Source organism: Nonomuraea sp. NPDC049421 (assembly GCF_040677005.1).
In the GTDB taxonomy this organism is placed as follows: Bacteria; Actinomycetota; Actinomycetes; order Streptosporangiales; family Streptosporangiaceae; genus Nonomuraea; species Nonomuraea salmonea.
Map to the genome: position 1 here is coordinate 177,055 of NZ_JBFAQA010000016.1, position 17,237 is coordinate 194,291.

12 protein-coding genes are annotated in these 17,237 nt (G+C 71.5%); 10 read left to right on the forward strand and 2 right to left on the reverse strand.

Annotated elements, in window-relative coordinates; genetic code table 11:
• Positions 1-94: 94 nt before the first annotated feature.
• The 10 genes from AB0K18_RS26840 (at position 95) to AB0K18_RS26885 (ending at position 14,333) form a co-directional block, all read left to right on the forward strand.
• Complete coding sequence (locus AB0K18_RS26840) at positions 95-811, forward strand: conjugal transfer protein (protein ID WP_364919183.1); 717 nt, start codon at positions 95-97, stop codon at positions 809-811.
• 75 nt (positions 812-886) lie between these two features.
• On the forward strand, positions 887-1,138 hold the full coding sequence (locus AB0K18_RS26845) for a hypothetical protein (protein ID WP_345409394.1): 252 nt from the start codon (positions 887-889) through the stop codon (positions 1,136-1,138).
• A 55-nt stretch (positions 1,139-1,193) separates the two neighbouring features.
• Positions 1,194-4,373 (forward strand): TcpE family conjugal transfer membrane protein, encoded by a 3,180-nt coding sequence (locus AB0K18_RS26850; protein ID WP_364919184.1) that lies wholly within the window; start codon positions 1,194-1,196, stop codon positions 4,371-4,373.
• Between the two features lie 47 nt (positions 4,374-4,420).
• Entirely contained in the window at positions 4,421-6,898 is a 2,478-nt protein-coding gene (locus AB0K18_RS26855; protein WP_364919186.1) for an ATP-binding protein, read from the forward strand.
• Positions 6,895-9,213, forward strand: a complete 2,319-nt coding sequence (locus AB0K18_RS26860) for a type IV secretion system protein (protein WP_364919189.1) — start codon at positions 6,895-6,897, stop codon at positions 9,211-9,213. The genes AB0K18_RS26855 and AB0K18_RS26860 overlap by 4 nt, the downstream gene beginning before the upstream one ends.
• Positions 9,214-9,216: 3 nt before the next feature.
• On the forward strand, positions 9,217-9,843 hold the full coding sequence (locus AB0K18_RS26865) for a hypothetical protein (RefSeq protein ID WP_364919192.1): 627 nt from the start codon (positions 9,217-9,219) through the stop codon (positions 9,841-9,843).
• Positions 9,840-10,934: a bifunctional lytic transglycosylase/C40 family peptidase gene (locus tag AB0K18_RS26870; RefSeq protein WP_364919194.1), complete on the forward strand. Its 1,095-nt coding sequence runs from the start codon at positions 9,840-9,842 to the stop codon at positions 10,932-10,934. Before AB0K18_RS26865 ends, AB0K18_RS26870 begins: the two co-directional genes overlap by 4 nt.
• Positions 10,931-11,320: a (deoxy)nucleoside triphosphate pyrophosphohydrolase gene (locus AB0K18_RS26875; protein WP_364919196.1), complete on the forward strand. Its 390-nt coding sequence runs from the start codon at positions 10,931-10,933 to the stop codon at positions 11,318-11,320. The genes AB0K18_RS26870 and AB0K18_RS26875 overlap by 4 nt, the downstream gene beginning before the upstream one ends.
• A 92-nt stretch (positions 11,321-11,412) precedes the next feature.
• Complete coding sequence (locus AB0K18_RS26880; protein ID WP_364919199.1) at positions 11,413-12,894, forward strand: hypothetical protein; 1,482 nt, start codon at positions 11,413-11,415, stop codon at positions 12,892-12,894.
• 74 nt (positions 12,895-12,968) lie between these two features.
• Positions 12,969-14,333, forward strand: a complete 1,365-nt coding sequence (locus tag AB0K18_RS26885) for a hypothetical protein (RefSeq protein ID WP_364919202.1) — start codon at positions 12,969-12,971, stop codon at positions 14,331-14,333.
• Between the two features lie 225 nt (positions 14,334-14,558).
• Here the strand turns inward: AB0K18_RS26885 and AB0K18_RS26890 are convergent, their stop codons facing one another.
• Entirely contained in the window at positions 14,559-15,326 is a 768-nt protein-coding gene (locus tag AB0K18_RS26890) for a succinate dehydrogenase/fumarate reductase iron-sulfur subunit (RefSeq protein WP_364919204.1), read from the reverse strand.
• Positions 15,323-17,227: a fumarate reductase/succinate dehydrogenase flavoprotein subunit gene (locus AB0K18_RS26895; RefSeq protein ID WP_364919207.1), complete on the reverse strand. Its 1,905-nt coding sequence runs from the start codon at positions 17,225-17,227 to the stop codon at positions 15,323-15,325. Before AB0K18_RS26895 ends, AB0K18_RS26890 begins: the two co-directional genes overlap by 4 nt.
• Positions 17,228-17,237: the final 10 nt, after the last annotated feature.

Genomic DNA, 17,237 nt, shown 5'->3' on the forward strand with positions numbered 1-17,237 from the left:
GATTCGTGCCCCATTTGAGCGGTTTACCCAGCAAGAGCCTGCGACGCCCAATGGCGCCGTGCAGGCCGACCATGGATTCCCGACCGAGCGTGGCATGGCATTCGCCGCCCAGTTCGCCGGGGTCTATCTCAATTTCAGCCCGGAAGACGCGGCGAGCAGGTCGGGCAAGCTCGCCGCATTCCTCGCGGCGGGCATGGACCAGCAGATGGGCTGGGACGGCTACGGCAAGCTGGCCGCCGTCGCGATCCAGCCGTACGACGTCGAGGTCACCGACGCCCAGAACGCCGTGGTCAGCGTGGCCTTCCAGTCGGGGCCCAAGCGCATGATCCTCACCGTGCCCGTCTACTTCTCCGGCGACGACGCCGGGCGCTTCGTGGTCTCGGGCCGTCCCGCCATCCTGCCCGCTCCCGCTCCCGCCGACCTGCCCCAGGTCGCCGCGCCCGAGACGGACGACGCCGCGGCCGCGGAGCTGAAGCCGCAGCTCGAAGGCTTCTTCAAGGAATACGCGTCCGGCGACTCCGCCGGGCTGCAGCGCTACGTCGCCGCCGGCAAGAGCCTGCCCAGCTTCGGCGGCACGTTCACCTTCTCGCAGCTCAAGGAAGTCGTGGTGCCTGTGGGGGGTGCCACAAGAGAGATCCAGGCGGTCGTGGTGTGGGCCGTGCAGAGCGGTGCCCCATCGCCATCTCCCGATACCACCGACCCGGCCGTGGTCGGCGGCACGCTCGAGCAGGCCTACCGGCTGACCGTCGAGAAGCAGGGCGACAAATGGTTCGTCGCCGACATCCGCGGCGGCGGCCGGTCCGTTGGATAGACGCACGGCCGCGCTGCTGAACGGTACCCCCCGGGAGGACAAGAAGTGACCTTGAAGACCATATTGCTCACCTTGATGGAGATGACGCCCACGCCGACTCCCACGGGCATCGACACCGGGGGGCTCGCCAACTTCCTGCGGGCGTTCTTCGCCCCGCTGTTCCTCGTCGTCGTCTCCGTGGTGGCGCTGTTCTTCCTCTTCACGCGGGAGATCACCCGTTTCGTGCAGTTCCTGATCTTGGCCGTGGCCATCGGAGTGATCTTCTACGTTCCCAACATCATCGAGGTGACGGCGAGGGCGATCGCGGGCGCACTGGGCATCAAGTAAGGGTTGAGACCGCTTTCCCGCGGTCATGTACGAGCGGGTGGAGAGGAGGACCGCGTTGGACCTGCCCACGTATACGAACATCTGGCGTATCGAGAAGCGGCTCTACAAGCTGTACGACCTACGGCTGCCCATGCCGCTGCCCATCGTCTGGATCGGCGTGTTCGTCGGGGTGTTCGTCCCGTGGTCCCTCCTGCTGGTCCTGGTCGGCGTGCCGGTGGAGATGCCCTGGCACGTGCTGTTCCTGGTGCCGCCCGGCATCGTCACGTGGCTGTCCACCCGGCCCGTCATCGAGGGCAAGCGGCTCACCGAGCTGCTGGAGTCCCAGCTGCGCTACCTCGGGCAGCCCAAGGCCTGGTACCGCCTCGCGCCCTCGTCCGAGCCCGAGGTCGTCGCCTTCTCCGGCCGGGTCTGGCGGGCCGCGCCCGCGCGGGTCAAGGCCACCAAGGCCACGCGGGCGGGCAAGGCGGCCAAGGCGGCCAAGGCCGCCAAGGCCGCCAAGGCGCCGCGCAAGGAACGCAGGACGCAGCGGCGCCGCGAGGGTCAGCTCACCGGGCCGCGGCAGGTCCGTCCCGCCGTCGCCGCCGCGGCGGCCGCCGCCGCACAGGCGCCCGTCGCCGAGCCGGCGTCCGGGCGTACGGGGTGGGGGTCCCGCAGGGGTACAGCGCCCGCTCTCAAAGCCCCGGCCCTGCCGGCGGGCACCGGCGCCCCGGGCGGGGGCGTACGGCGCGAGGAGGGCCTCTCAGGCGGCTCTGGACGCAGCCAGGAACCTGTGCCCCTCATGGACGAGGTCATCGGCACCGCGCGCCGCAGCTCCACCGACCGCATCGTCCTCCACCCGGACGTACGAGACGGGGGCGACGTACGGGACGGGGGTCCTGACACCCGCCGCCGCCCCACTCCCGCCGACGAGCCTCTGGACCCCGCCGCCGTCCCCGACTCCAGGGCCGACGAGCCCGCCGCGTCGGAGAGCCCCGCGCCGAGCGACCGCGGGGTGGACCGCGCCGCGGACGGTCAGGTGACCGAGGGCCACGGCGCCGAAGGTGTGGTGAGCGGCGTGGCGGGCAAGCCGATCGACACCGAGGCGCTGCGGCGGCTGCGCAAGCTGGCGGCCAGCGCCGACGCCCCGGCCGAGTCGGCGGGCCGAGCCGACGCACGGGCCGACGCACGGGCCGACGCACGGGCCGACGCACGGGCCGACGCACGGGAGGACGCGCGGGAGGACGCGCGGGAGGACGCGCGGGAGGACGCGCGGGAGGACGCGCGGGAGGACGCGCGGGCCGAGGCGGCCTCGCGCGCCGAGGGCGGTGGATCTCCGGAGGACGCACGGCACGAGGACGAGATCGCCCGCGACCAGCATAGAAAGGGCCAGCCACCCCGGCTCGCCCCCGGTCTGCTGCTGTCGGGCACCCACCGCGTCTGGCCCCCGTTCAACCCGAACACCAAGCCCACCCCGCGCCCCGCACCCCGTAAGGACGACGAGCAGGCGAAGGACCGCACCCAGCACCCCACCCGAGCCCCGGAGGCCGCCCACGACCTTCCGGCCGGCCCCACTCCGTCCCGGGCCGACGGCACGAGTGCCCCGGCGGACGAGAGGGAAGCCACCTCGCCGGAGTCATCGGCCACGGCGTCCGCGCCGGAGGCGGGGACGCCGGTGCCCGCCTCACGCCCGGCCGCCGATCCGCAGGCGGCCGACGACCTCCGCCCGCTCCCCAAGATGCCCATCACCGAGCCCGACGAGCTCGCGACCGCAGGCGGGAAAGCCCAGGACACCGTCCAGGCGAGCGGTGAGGACACTGGCGACGACGCCGAACCGCAGGTCGACGACCGGCAGGACACCTCCAAGGATCGGTCGATCGACGGTCCTCAGGAGGTTTCCGCTGCTGGGCAGGAAAGCCACGTTCAGGAGGAAAGGTCTGCGCCGAAGCCGAAGCCGAAGCCGAAGCCGGAGCCCGAGCCGGAGCTGGAGCTGGAGCCGGAGCCGGCCGCGGCCGATGCGGACGAGCCCCGGATCGAACCGGCAGGCGCAGATGCTCCGGAGAGCGGCCCAGCCGTTGCCGGTGCGCCGGAGGCCGCCGAGGGGCAGGTCATTCCGCTCGGCCGGGAGCGCCGGGAGCGCAAGGAGGCCGCCGCCGCGCGTCCGAGCGAGGCGGCGGGTTCGCCGCGGCCTGGGCGGGAGATGGCGGCGCGGTTGCCTCGGTGGGACGTGGCCGAGCGTGACGGTGATGAGGCCGGGCGGCGGGCGGCTGACGTGCCGGTGCCGGGGCCTCGTGGCGAAGGGCGGGTGCGGAGGGTCGAGTCCGTCGTGGGACGCGACTCCGGCGGATGGCGGCGGATCGCTCAGGTCGTCGTCGGCGGTGGCGGGGTGCGTACCGACGGGTCGGAGCTGGACGAGGCGCGGGCCCGCGCGGTGTTCGGCGGCAGCCGCAGGGTCGTCGTGCTGGGCTGCACCGGTGGGGCGGGGCAGAGCACGACGGCGCTGATGCTGGGGCACACCTTCGCCCAATACAGGGACGACAGGGTGGTGGCGGTCGATGCGAGCACCGGCGGCGGCACCCTGACCAGCAAGATCGAGCCGGAGACCCCCGAGACCCTGACGTCGTTGCTGTCGGGTCTCGACCGGGTCAGCGGCTACCTCACGATGCGGGGATACACCACGCGGACCGCCTCGGGACTCGAGGTGATCAGCGCGGACACCGACGCGGGCGCCGAGCAGCGGCTCGCGGACCGGTCCTTCTTCTCCGACCGCCGGATCGGCGAATCCATGCGTTTGCTCGACCGCCACTACAAGCTGGCCGTCATCGACCCGGCCGCCGCGCTGGCGGCCAGGTTGCTGCCGTACGCGGACCAGCTCGTCCTGGTGGTGCCGGCGAGCGAGGAGGCGCCGGAAGCGGTGGCGATGACGTACGAGTGGCTCGACGGGCACGGCTGCGCGGAGCTGCGCAGGCGGGCGGTGATGGTGGTCAACGGCGTCAGCAGGCGTTCGATGACCGACGTCGAGCAGGCGGAGTCGGTGGCCAGGGGCAGGTGCCGGGCCATCGTCAGGGTCCCCTGGGAGGACGACCTGGCGCCTGGCGGCGCGGAGGTGGTCGATCCCGGGCAGTTGCGCGCGGCCGGGCGGCGGGCCTACCTCGCCCTCGCCGGTGTGGTGGTCGCGGGCTTCGCGGCGCAGACCGTACGACCGAGCGAAGAGGAGTTGGCGAGTGACCCCCCGGGCACGAGAATCGGTGAGCGATAAGTGAACAAGCGAGCAGGTCTGGCCCGTTCATGCGCCGAGGGGGCGGCATGAGCAGGGCGTCCCGAGCGCATCAGCGCCTCGCGGTCCGCTACTTCGACGACCGCATCCTGCTCACGGACACCTGCGCATGGGCGTACTTCCGCCTTCCCACGGTCAGCTACGAGTTCGTCACGCCGGAGGAGCGCGAGGCGCTGGCCACCAACATCACGATCGCGCTGGCCGCGATCAGGATGCCCGACGCCGAGGTCCACCTGCGGGTGGCGCACCGCACCTATCCGGCGGCGGAGTGGGCCATGGCGCTGAACGCCACCTCCGACGAGGGCCCCGGCTGGCGCGACTACCTCGAGGAGATGTACCGGCACGTCTGGGCCAAGGACTTCTGGACCAAGGAGGTCTATCTCGGGGTCCGCCTGGGCCCGCGCGGCAAGCAGCTCGGCAGCGGCGTGCTCTCCCAGCTCTTCGGCTTCTACCAGAAGACGGAGAAGACGCTGGGCATGGAGGACGACCACGTACCCGAAAGTGAGATCGGCCGGTGGACCGAGTCGGCCGAGCGGCTCGGCAGGGCGCTCGCGTCGAGCGCCCTCTACGCCAGGCACGCCACCTCGACGGAGGTGGCGTGGCTGTTCCAGCACGCGGCGGCGGGCTCGCTCGGTGATCCGCCGCCGTCGGCGAGCCCGCGGCGACGCTGGGGCAGGGGCGAGATCGAGTCGCTGGTCGAGGGGGAGATCCACAACGGCAGGTCGCTGCTGCGGATCGTGCAGCCCCAGGGCGACTCGTACGTCGCGCACCTGTCGTTCGCGCGCTTCCCCGACCTGATGCCGTTCCCCGACGGCGAGCCGTGGATGCACTTCGCGGACCAGCTGCCGTTCCCGGTGGAGGTCTCCTCGCGGATGCGGCTGATCCCGCCGGTGAAGGCGTCGAAGGACGTGGCGCGCAAGCTGGCGCACGCCCGCGACATGGACCACCACATCAGGGAGGCGGGCGCGGAGGCGCCGCTGGCGCTGGCCGAGCAGATCGACGCGGCCCGCATGCTGGAGCACGGCATCACCAAGGAGCGCCTGCCCTTCGTGTACGGCTGGCACCGCCTGATCATCTCGGCCCCCACCGAGGACATCTGCGTGCAGCGGGTGGAGGCGGTGGTGGAGCACTACCGCGACATGGGCATCGACGTGGTCAACTCGACGGGCGACCAGTTCTCGCTGTTCTGCGAGGCGCTGCCGGGCGAGAAGGTCAGGGTCAACGCCTACGCCCAGCGGCAGCCGCTGCGCACGATCGCGGGCGGCATGGCCACGGCCACGGTCGATCTCGGCGACCGGCTGGGCGAGGGCAGCGAGGGCTGGCTGGGGCCGTACATCGGGGAGACGGTCGGCAGGGCGCGCAGCATCGTGCACTTCGACCCGCTGGTGGCGGCGACCCGTAACAGGCCGACGGCCATCGCGATCACCGGCGAGCCCGGCGGCGGCAAGACCACGCTGGCGCTGCTGATGATCTACCAGATGGCGTTGCGCGGTGTGACGGTCGCGGTCATCGACCCGAAGGGCGACGCCGAGTCGCTGGTGCAGCTGCTGGACAAGCGCGGGCGCAAGGCGAGGGTGATCCCGCTCGGTTCGGCGGCGCCGGGTCTGCTCGACCCGTTCTCGTTCGGCGACGACATCGCGGCGAAGAAGACGATGGCCACCGAGACGCTGCGGCTGCTGCTGCCGCGCATGTCGGAGGAGCGCGAGTCGGCGATGATCCAGGCGGTCGCGGCGGTCTCCAACGGCCCCGACCCGTCGCTCGGCAAGGTCGTCGACTACCTGGAGCGGGCCGACGACGCCGCGTCGAAGAACCTCGGCGCGGTGCTGCGCTCGATGTCGGAGATGCACCTGGCGCGGCTCTGCTTCGACCCGTCGGGCGGCGAGCAGATCGACACCGAGGGGTGGACGACGGTGTTCACGCTGGGCGGCCTGACGCTGCCCGACGTGACCACCGGCAGAGAGGACTACTCCTACGAGCAGCGGCTCTCGGTGGCCCTGCTCTACCTGGTCTCCCAGTTCGCCCGCCGGCTGATGAACGGGCTCGACCGCCGCGCGCCCAAGGCGATCTTCCTGGACGAGGCGTGGGCGATCACGTCCACGCCGGAGGGCGCCAAGCTGGTGCCCGAGGTGAGCAGGATGGGCCGCTCCCGCAACACGGCGCTCGTCCTGGTCTCGCAGAACGCCGGAGACCTGCTCAACGAACAGGTGACCAACTGCCTGTCGTCGGTCTTCGCCTTCAGGTCCACCGAACGGGTGGAGGTGGACCACGTCATGTCCCTGCTCGGGGTGGAGCCGTCGGAGGAGCACAAGGCAGTGCTGCGCTCGCTGGGCAACGGCGAATGCGTATTCCGCGATCTGGATGGCAGGGCGGGCCGCATCGGAGTAGACCTGATCTCCGAGGAACTTCTCCGCTGGCTCGACACGAACCCGACACACGACAAACCCGACGGCGCCGGGCATGATGATCTTCAAGGGGGCGTGGGCAGGGCGCAGGAGGTACGGTCATGAAGATCCGGCTATCCCGACGACTCGCGCTGACGCTCGCGCTCGTCACCGGCATCCTGATGGTGCCGATCGTGCTGGGGGCGGTGTCCACGCCGGTCGCGGCGGCCCCGTGTGACCTGTCGGGCCCGCTGTCGCCCGAGATGGTGGGCAGCGGCGTCGACGGTCTCATCCAGCCGCCGGTGCCCGAGGGCGCCCAGCCCGCGGCGACCACCAACTACGCCCAGTTCGGCATGAGCGGCCAGTTCTGGCACACGCACGAGCTGACCTGCTCCGACTACGTGGCCGTGCTGGGCAACATGTGGGCCAACGGCATCTTCACCGCGGCCAAGGCGGTCGACCGGCTGACGATCACGACGTACCAGGCGGCGGCGACCGAGGGACCGCTCCAGTCCATCAAGGACGTCGTGGACGACATCGTCACGAACCTGTCCAACGCCATGTACTGGCCCTTCCTCCGGCCGATCGTCATCCTCGGCGCCATCTGGCTCGCCTGGTACGGCCTGATCCGCAAGCGCGCCACCACGACCGCAGAGGGCGTCATCTGGATGGTGCTGGCGGTCACCGTGGCCGTCTGGTTCTTCAGCCGGCCCGGCGACTTCACCGGCCTCGGCAAGGTCGTCACCGACAAGACGGGCGAGGTCGTCAACTCGGCCTTCGCCGGCCTGCCGGGCGCGGGCGGCGCGTCCTGCCTGCAGCCGCCCGGCCAGGCCGACGCGCAGGTCAAGGCGGGCGGCTACGCGCAGACCGGCACCCCGGGCGTCGACCAGAACGCCGACGCGCTGTGGTCCACGCTGGTCTGCAAGCCGTGGCTGGTGGGCCAGTTCGGCACCGCCGACCCGCAGCAGCCCATCGTGCGCGACTGGGGCCGCAAGGTGCTGGAGATGCAGTCGGTCCCGCAGGCCGTCGCCGGGCAGGCGGCACCCGACGTGGGAGCCCGCCAGTCGGAATACGCGGAACTGGCCGACAAGCTGCGCAACGACCCCCGCTACGCCACCTTCTCAGGACGCGACTGGTCCAACCGGCTCGGCGTGGCCGTGGGCGCGTTCATCGCCGCGCTGGTGGCCGGGCTGCTCATCTTCCTCGTGGCGGTCTCGCTGCTGGTGCTCAAGGTGGGCTTCCTGCTGCTCCTGATACTCGGGCCGATCTTCCTGTTGATCGGCGTCCATCCGGGCAGCGGCCGCATCATCGCCATGCGCTGGGTCGAGATGCTCATCGGCACGCTGCTGCGGCAGGCCGTGCTGACCATCGTGCTCAGCGTGCTCATCTACGGGTACGCGCTCATCATCTCCACCGCCATGCCGTGGGGCATGCAGGTGCTGTTCATGGCGTTGCTGACGATCGCGGTGTTCTTCTACCGGCGGCCGTTCCAGCACCTGTTCGCCTCGATGAGCGGTCACACGGTCACCACCCGCATGCTGGGCGAGGCGGCCAGCTCGCCGGTGCTCGAGCGGTCGGCGGGCGTGCTGCCGCCGGTCGCCTCGGCCAGGATCGGACGCTGGGGGCTGCGCAAGGCCGAGCCCATCGTCAGGGCGGCGAGCGCGGTCAGCGGCACGGGCGCGGCGGCCTCGGCGGCCGGCTCCATGGCGGCCGGGCAGGTCCGCGTACGCGGGGAGGAAGGGGAGGGCACGGCCTCCGGCACCCGCGTACCGGCGACGGCGGCTCCCCTCGACACCGACCAGCAGGGCGGCAAGGCGGCCGGGCGCGTCGTTCCCGAGCCGCGCAGGGGCACCGCGCCGCCGCTCAACCTGGGCGGCGGTCAGGGACGTACGCGGGGTCCCGCCGCGGGCGGTCCCCGGGTCGGCGGCCCGACCACGAACGGCGCTTCGGGAGGCTCCGGCGCCGCGGCCGGGTCGGGCGGCTGGTTCGGCGGGGCGTCCGGCGGCGGCTGGGCCAGGCGCGGCGGCTCCGCGGGCGGCACCCGCAGCGCGGGCGGCGGCACGCGCAGCTCCCGCTTCGGCGGCTCCGGCGGGTCGGGCGGCTCGGGCGGCGGCGGTCGTTCGCGCGGCTCGGGTGGCGGGCTGTTCGGCGGCGGCGGGTCGCGGTCGGGCGGGTCGCGGTCGGGTGGTTCGGGCGGCGGCAACGGGTCGCGGTCCGGCGGCGGCGGGCTGTTCGGCGGTTCGTCCAGTACGGGCGGCGGCGGCAGGTCGGGCGGCGGCACCTCGCCAGGTCCCAGGATCTTCGGCTCCGACGAGCCGACCTCCCGCACCTCCGAGGCACCCCCGCTCTGGCTGCGCAGCAGCCGCGACGGCGGCGGCTCCGGAGGTGACAGCCCTTCCGTGCCGTTCTGGCTCAAGCCGAACAACCCCGACAAGGACTAAGACATGGCGCAGCCAGGTGACAGGCGGGGGGTGGCCTTCGCCGCCGTCGTCGTGGTCATCGCCGCGGTCGGCATCTACCTGACGATGTGGCCCGACACGCCCGACCAGGAGCCCGCCGAGCCGCCGGCGGCCCGCGCGACCAGCTCGGCCGTGGTGTCCAGCACACCGCTGGCGACCGCGAGCGCGGCGCCGTTCGACGTCTACTCGTACCTGCCGATGTCGAAAGAGCAGCTCGCGGCGGCGGCGGACCTGGCCGAGCGGTTCACCGCCGAGTACGGCACCTTCCGCTTCGACGAGGACCCGGCGGCGTACGCGGCCAGGCTTAAGGCGTACACCACGCCCGAGCTCGGCAACACGCTGGCCAGGACGCTCACCTCGGCGGGCACCGTCGAGCAGAACCGCAACGACCAGATCGTCTCCACCGCCACCGCCGATCTCAAGGAGATCAGGCAGGTCGAGAAGAACTCCATCGTCTTCGTCGTCACCGCCACCCGGCAGATCGCCGCGCAGAGCGGCGACAAGCAGGCGAGCGAGGAGTACGCCGTCACGGTCAGCCAGTCGGGGAGCGACTGGCGGATCTACGACATTCTCCCGTCCACCGAGGGCCAGGAGGGAGACACCTCCGGGTGAAGCTCACACGAGGCCGTATCGCGCTGCTCGTCGGCCTGGCCGGGTTACTGCTCCTGGTCGCGGTCGTCGTCTCGCCGCTGCTGCTCATGTCGATGCCGTCGTTCCTCAGCAACGGCGGCACCACCGTCGACTGCGACGACCAGGCGCAGGTGGAGGAGGTCTCCGACTCGGCCACCTCCGACATCCCCGAGGACTACCTGGAGCTCTACAAGGAGCACGGCAAGAAGATCGGCGTCCAGTGGAACATCCTCGCCGCCGTCGGCAAGCGCGAGACCGACCACGGCAGGTCCGACCTGCCCGGCGTCAAGAGCGGCACCAACCACGCGGGCGCGGCGGGGCCGATGCAGTTCCTGATCTCCACGTGGGGCGGCAAGGCCAGGGTGGCGATGTCGTCCAGGTTCAACGGGTACGCATCCGACGGCGACGGTGACGGCGTCGGCGACGTCTACAACCCGGCCGACGCCATCCTCGGCGCCGCCAAGATGCTCAAGCGCAACGGCGCGCCCGAGAACGTGCGGCAGGCGCTGTTCGTCTACAACCGCGCCTGGTGGTACGTCGACCAGGTCGAGGAGATCGCCAGGAAGTACGCCAAGTCGGGTGAGGTCAAGGTGCCGCCGCAGGCGTCGGAGGACTGCGACGAGCCCCTCGTCGAGGCGGCGCCCAGTGACGTGGTGGCCAGGATCCTGCAGTTCGCGCTGGCGCAGCGCGGCAAGCCGTACCTGTGGGGCGGCACGGGGCCCGACGCGTTCGACTGCTCCGGCGTCATCTACGCGGCCTACCGGTCGGCGGGGCTGTCCATCCCGCGGACGACGTTCGGGCAGTGGCCCTTCGGCGTGAAGATCAGGGCGGGCGAGGAGCAGCCGGGTGACCTGGTGTTCTTCAACTCCGGGCCGGGCACGTCGCCGAACAATCCCGGGCACGTCGGGCTCGTCGTCTCCAAGGGCAAGATGCTGGAGGCGCGGTGCCGGCTGTGCGGGCCCATCAAGGTCACCAGCTACCAGGCCCGCCAGAACCGCGTCGGCTTCACCCGTCCCCTGCAGAACCCCGATGTGCTGGAGCAGCTGAAGAAGCTGCAGAATCCTGCTCTATGAGAACAGTCGTCGCCGCCGTGATCGTGGCCCCCGGCGGGCGGGTGCTGGCCGCCCAGCGCGCCGAGCCCGCCGCGCTCGCCGGTGGGTGGGAGTTCCCCGGCGGCAAGGTGGATCCCGGGGAGAGCGATGAGGCGGCGCTCGTCCGCGAGTGCCGGGAGGAGCTCGAGGTCGAGGTCGCGGTCGGGCTGCGGGTGGGCGCCGACTGGCCGCTCGCCGAGGGGTACGTCATGCGCGTCTGGCTCTGCTCCCTCGCCTCCGGGGAGCCCGTGGCCAAGGAACATCTGGCGCTGCGCTGGCTCGGGCCGGGCGAGTATTACGACGTCGCCTGGCTTTCCGCTGATCTGCCCATCATGCGGGCGGTGGAGAATCTGCTCCCGGAGGATTAGGCCGTTCCTCTCTGTGACACAATGATTACTACGAGTAATTTGTCGCGGCGGGGGAGTGGGGAGCGATGCGGCGTGGGTGGATCGTCGCCGGCGTGTTGACCCTGGTGGCGGTGCCGTCCGTGCCTGTGGCGGCGACCGGGGTGTCGCTGGTGCTTGAGCGGGTGAACGGGGCCGAGGACGTCGGCAAGTGGGTCAGGACCGGGGACACGCAACGGTTCCGGGTGCGGGTGAACGGGATGGCCAGGGGCACACGGGTGGCGGTCGCCGCCGACCCGGCCGAAGCCCTGACCGAGGTGTCGTGTGCCACACCTCCCGACACGAAGACCGCCGCACTGTCGGCGGCCTCAGGCGGCGTGACCACGGCCGGTTCCACGGCCGCTGGGACGGCTGCGGCCGGTCATGCGGCGGCCGGGGCAGGTTCTGGTGCGGCTGGGACGGCTGCGGCCGGCGCTGCGGCGGCCGGGGCGGGCTCTGGGGTGGTTGCGGGCGGTTCTGGTGCGGTGCCGCCGGTCGCGGGTGCGGGTCAGTCTGCGGCGGGAGGCGGGCACCGGGCCGCTGAGGTGGGCGCCGTGCCGGTGGATCAGGTGCAGGTGACGGGTCGCACGGTCGCGGCGGGGGCGTTGGCCGCACGCGCCCTGACCGCCGCCGGCGCCGCCCGGATGGCCTCGTCGGCGGATGCGGCAAGCGCTCAGGCCGTCCTGGAAGACGCGAAGCACGTCCAAGCTCTGCCGGACGGCGCGCTGGTGCCGGGGGCGCGGGTTTGTGCGCTGGGGAAGGTGTCCGGGACGAAGGCGGTCGACGTGACCGTGCGGGCGCCGGAGGGGGCCGGGCAGGTGGTGGTCGCCGCCGTGGCCAGGATGCGGGACGGCAAGAAGCTGACGACCATGAGCAGGACGGCTGCCGTACAGGTGCGTGGACCGATCGCAGGAGACGCCGCCACCTTCAGCGGCCCCGCCCACCGCCTGAGACCCACCGACACCCGAGCCGCCCAGGGCCCACCCCAGACCCGCACCGGCAGAACCGCGACCGGCCCCGCAACGGCCACCGTTCAGAGCGACGTGGCGCGCGCCGGCGCGGGGAAGCGAGTGCGGGCTGGTGCGGTGGCCGGCACGGGGAACCAGGCGAAGCCCGGTGCGGCGGCGCGGCCGGGTACTGGAGGCGCGAACGTGGGCGTGGTGGGGGAGGCCGCCGCCGGGGTGGCCGGGAATGCGGGCGTGAGTGGTGATGAGGCGGGTGCGGCGGGGCTAGTGATGCCGGAGGCGGTGCCTGTGCCAGGTGGTGCCCTGGGTGCCGCGCCCGATGGCGTGCCTGGGGTGGCTCCCAGTGTGGCGGCTGGAGGTGTGCCTGGAACGGTGGGTGGCGTTGTGGGGGACGGAGGGTTGCCGGGGGGTGAAGCGCCGTTGCCGTGGGAAATGGGCGTACGGACGAAGCCGGTCAAGCCGGTCGCGTGGGTGAGCCCGATTGATGGGCCGAAGGCGTTTCCCCTGGTCGTGGCGGCCATCGCCGTGCTGATGAGCGGCTTGTGGCTCGTTGTCACGGTACAAAAGTGGCGTAACCGGAGAAAGGTGTTCTAATTTCGTCTTTACTGTTACTTTGACCCGACTAGTATTCCCTTGACCAAGGTTTCGGGACTACGCGGAGGGCACCGGTGGCACGCACACGAGTGACGGCCGTGTCCGCTATCGTCCTCGCACTCACCCTGTCGGGTGCCGGTGCGGCGCCGTTCATCATGCAGAGCGCGAGCGCCTCCGTGGCGATGGACCCCATCGAGGGGTGTGACGCCGGTCAGGTGTGCGACTTGGACCCGCCGGAGACCGACGTCACCGTCACGGTCACCGCCACCGCCGGTCAGCCGCCGCCGCCCGAGAGCGACGAGGAGGCGCCGGAGACGACGGTCACCAAGACCGTCACCGCGACCCCGACCAAGGCCACTCCCAGCAAGACGGCCACACCGAAGCCGACCAAGACCAAGAGCACGCCCACCCCGCAGACCACCCCCACGCACGCCCCGCAGCCGGTGCCGACGCAGGAGGACATCCAGGTCCCCCCGGTGACCCCGACCACTCCCACGTCGGAGGCGTCGGTGGAGCTGCCGACGGTCGCGCCGACCGACGCGGCCACCACCCCGGAGACGCCCCCGAGCCAGACGCAGGCCGCCTCCACCGAGGAGGTGCCGCTGGAGCTGCGGCAGGCGGCCCCGGAGTACGACCAGCGCACGCTGACGCAGAAGCTCAGCATCCCGGCGCTGGTGCTGGTGCTGCTCGCGCTGTTCGCGGTGCTCATCTTCGAGGGACGGCTGCGCAGGATGGCCCACGCGGCCGCCGTACGGAAGGCGGGGCCGCAGCTGCCCCCGGACGCGGCGGCCATGCCCCCCGGCGGTTACCCGGCGGGACCCGGCTACGCGACGGCGGGTTTCGCGGCTCCCGGCTACCCGGGCGGTACGGCGTACGCGCCGATCATCAGCTTCGTGCCGGTGCAGACCTACCCACCGGCCGCCCCGCCCCAGTACGACCCCCACCATCCCTACCCGCCGCAGGGGTACGTGCAGGAGCCCACCACCCCCTACGCGGAGCCGCCGCAGGAGCCGGTGGTGCTGCACCCGGACGAGTTCGACTCCTACAGCGAGCCGCCGACGTCCCGTGAGCGTGACCCGTTCGAGCCGTTGATCCCGCCGGAGCCGGTGGCGGCGGACATCCCGCCGGGTGGGGCCGGCCCGTACGATCCTGACCAGGACCAGCCGCTCGGGCCGGCCTCGGCGGCCGAGTCGGGCGACTCGGAGCCGTGGCAGCAGCACCAGCGTGGGCTGTTCGAGCCGGCCAAGGACTACGAGCCGCCGCCGTACGTGCCCGCCGACGGCGAGGCGACGGCCATCCAGCCCCTCCCGCCCCAGCCCGAGCCCCGGCCCGATCCTCAGCCGGAGGCTCCGGCCCAGGAGCGGGCGGCTCAGCCGCAGGAGCCGACCAAGGAGATGCCCGACTCCAAGCGCCGCTTCTTCAGCAGGAAGAAGAAGTAGCGAAGCGCCCGAGGCGCCGGGCCGAAAGCCCGCGGAGCCGGTGAGCGCTGGGCGCTCGGGCCGAGGGTTCGCGGGGCCGAGAAGGCGCATGGCCGAGAAGGCGCGGGGCCCTGAGGATGCGGGCTGAGGGAGCGTGGAGCTCCTAAGGGGCGCGGGCGTGCAGGGCTGCAGACGACGAAGGGCCGGTGACCCCCGCGGGGGTCACCGGCCCTTCGGCTCGGTGAGTTACGGCTTGGTGGTGTCGGCGCCGCGCCGGAAGATCTTGCTGCCGAGCCACACCAGCGGGTCGTACTTGCGGTCCACCACGCGCTCCTTCATCGGGATCAGCGCGTTGTCGGTGATCTTGATGTGCTCGGGGCAGACCTCGGTGCAGCACTTGGTGATGTTGCAGTAGCCGAGCCCGTGCTCCTGCTGGGCCGCCTCCTGCCGGTCGGCCACGTCGTACGGGTGCATGTCCAGCTCGGCGATCCGCATGAGGAACCGGGGACCGGAGAAGTTGGTCTTGTTCTCCTCGTGGTCACGGATGACGTGGCAGACGTTGTTGCACATGAAGCACTCGATGCACTTGCGAAACTCCTGCGAGCGCTCGACGTCGATTTGCTTCATCCGGTATTCGCCGGGCCGCACGCCGGCGGGCGGCGTGAAGGACGGCACCTCGCGGGCCTTCTGGTAGTTGTAGGACACGTCGGTGACGAGGTCCTTGATGACCGGAAACGTCCGCATCGGCGTGACCGTGATGGTCTCGTCCTCCTCGAAGGTGGACATCCGGGTCATGCAGCCCAGCCGCGGCTTGCCGTTGATCTCCATGCTGCACGAGCCGCACTTGCCAGCCTTGCAGTTCCACCGTACGGCGAGGTCGGGTGCCTGGGTCGCCTGGAGGCGGTGGATGATGTCGAGGACGACCTCGCCCTCGTTCACCTCGACCGTGAAGTCCTCCAGCCGGCCCTCGCCGCCCTCACCGCGCCAGACCTTGAACTTTGCCTTGTAGCTCATGACGTCTTCGCTATCCTGTCGAATTCGGCCATCTCATCGTCGGTGAGGTACTTCTTCAGCTCGTCCCGGTCGAACAGGCTGATCAGGTCGTCGCGCATCGGCGGCTGGACCTTCACCTCCACGTTGACCGTCGAGCCGTCCTCGGTGGAGCAGACGAGCAGCTTGCGGCGCCATTCCGGGCTCATGCCGGGGAAGTCGTCGCGGGTGTGCCCGCCGCGGCTCTCCTCGCGCATGAGCGCGGCGCGTGCCACGCACTCCGACACCAGCACCATGTTGCGCAGGTCGATCGCGAGGTGCCAGCCGGGGTTGTAGATGCGCGAGCCGGCCGCGCCGACCATGCGGACGCGTTCCTTGAGCTTCTCGACCACGCCGAGCGCCTCGGAGACCTCCTCGGCCTTGCGGATGATGCCGACCAGCTCGTTCATCGTCCGCTGGAGCTCGTGGTGCACCTCGTACGGGTTCTCGCCGCTGCGGCCCAGCGGGGCCAGCGCCTCTTCCCTGGCGGTCTCCACCTGCTCGGCCGCGACCTTGGGCCGGGCGGGCAGCGAGTCGATGTACGAGGCCGCGCCCGCGCCCGCCCGCCGGCCGAAGACCAGCAGGTCGGACAGCGAGTTGCCGCCCAGCCTGTTGGAGCCGTGCATGCCGCCGGACACCTCGCCGGCCGCGAACAGGCCGGGCACGCTGGACGAGCCGGTGTCGGCGTCGACCTCGACGCCGCCCATGATGTAGTGGCAGGTCGGGCCCACCTGCATGGGCTCGGCGGTGATGTCGACGTCGGCCAGCTCCTTGAACTGGTGGTGCATCGACGGCAGCCGCTTCTTGATCTCCTCGGCGGGCAGCCGGGTGGACACGTCGAGGAAGACGCCGCCCTGGGGTGAGCCGCGCCCGGCCTTCACCTCGGCGTTGATCGCCCTGGCCACCTCGTCACGGGGCAGCAGCTCCGGCGGGCGCCGGTTGTTGGCCTGGTCGGTGTACCAGCGGTCGCCCTCCTCCTCCGTGGTCGCGTACTTGTCCTTGAAGACCTCGGGGATGTAGTCGAACATGAAGCGCTTGCCCTCGGAGTTGCGCAGCACGCCGCCGTCGCCGCGGACGGACTCGGTGACGAGGATGCCGCGCACGGAGGGCGGCCAGACCATCCCGGTGGGGTGGAACTGGATGAACTCCATGTTGATCAGCTTGGCGCCGGCCAGCAGGGCCAAGGCGTGGCCGTCGCCGGTGTACTCCCAGGAGTTGGAGGTCACGACGTACGACTTGCCGATGCCGCCGGTGGCGAGGACCACGGCGGGCGCGTCGAAGAGCACGAAGTTGCCGGTCTCGCGCCAGTAGCCGAACGCGCCGGAGATCGCGTCGCCGTCCTTCAGCAGCCGGGTGACCGTGCACTCGGCGAAGACCTTGATGTAGGCCTCGTGGTCGCCGTGCGTCTCGTAGTCCTCCTGCTGGAGCGCGACGACGCGCTGCTGCAGCGTGCGGATGAGCTCAAGGCCGGTGCGGTCGCCCACGTGTGCGAGCCGTGGGTACTCGTGCCCGCCGAAGTTCCGCTGGCTGATCTTGCCGTCTTTGGTGCGGTCGAACAGCGCGCCCCACGCCTCCAGCTCCCACACGCGGTCGGGAGCCTCCTTGGCGTGCAGCTCGGCCATCCGCCAGTTGTTGAGGAACTTGCCGCCCCGCATGGTGTCACGGAAGTGCACCATCCAGTTGTCGTCGGGGTTGACGTTGCCCATCGCGGCGGCGGCGCCGCCCTCTGCCATGACCGTGTGCGCCTTGCCGAACAGCGACTTGCAGACGATGGCCGTGCGCTTGCCCTGCTGGCGGGCCTCGATCGCGGCCCGCAGGCCGGCCCCGCCGGCGCCGATGACGACGACGTCGTACTCGTGGCGCTCTGTGTTGTGCGTGTTTTCCACTGTGAAAGCT

Bases quoted from the DNA above. Each gene is read 5' to 3' on its own strand.
- AB0K18_RS26840 (WP_364919183.1), top strand. From the start codon at position 95: ATGGCATTCGCCGCCCAGTTCGCCGGGGTCTATCTCAATTTCAGCCCG.
- AB0K18_RS26845 (WP_345409394.1), top strand. From the start codon at position 887: ATGGAGATGACGCCCACGCCGACTCCCACGGGCATCGACACCGGGGGG.
- AB0K18_RS26855 (WP_364919186.1), top strand. From the start codon at position 4,421: ATGAGCAGGGCGTCCCGAGCGCATCAGCGCCTCGCGGTCCGCTACTTC.
- AB0K18_RS26860 (WP_364919189.1), top strand. From the start codon at position 6,895: ATGAAGATCCGGCTATCCCGACGACTCGCGCTGACGCTCGCGCTCGTC.
- AB0K18_RS26865 (WP_364919192.1), top strand. From the start codon at position 9,217: ATGGCGCAGCCAGGTGACAGGCGGGGGGTGGCCTTCGCCGCCGTCGTC.
- AB0K18_RS26875 (WP_364919196.1), top strand. From the start codon at position 10,931: ATGAGAACAGTCGTCGCCGCCGTGATCGTGGCCCCCGGCGGGCGGGTG.
- AB0K18_RS26890 (WP_364919204.1), bottom strand. From the start codon at position 15,326: ATGAGCTACAAGGCAAAGTTCAAGGTCTGGCGCGGTGAGGGCGGCGAG.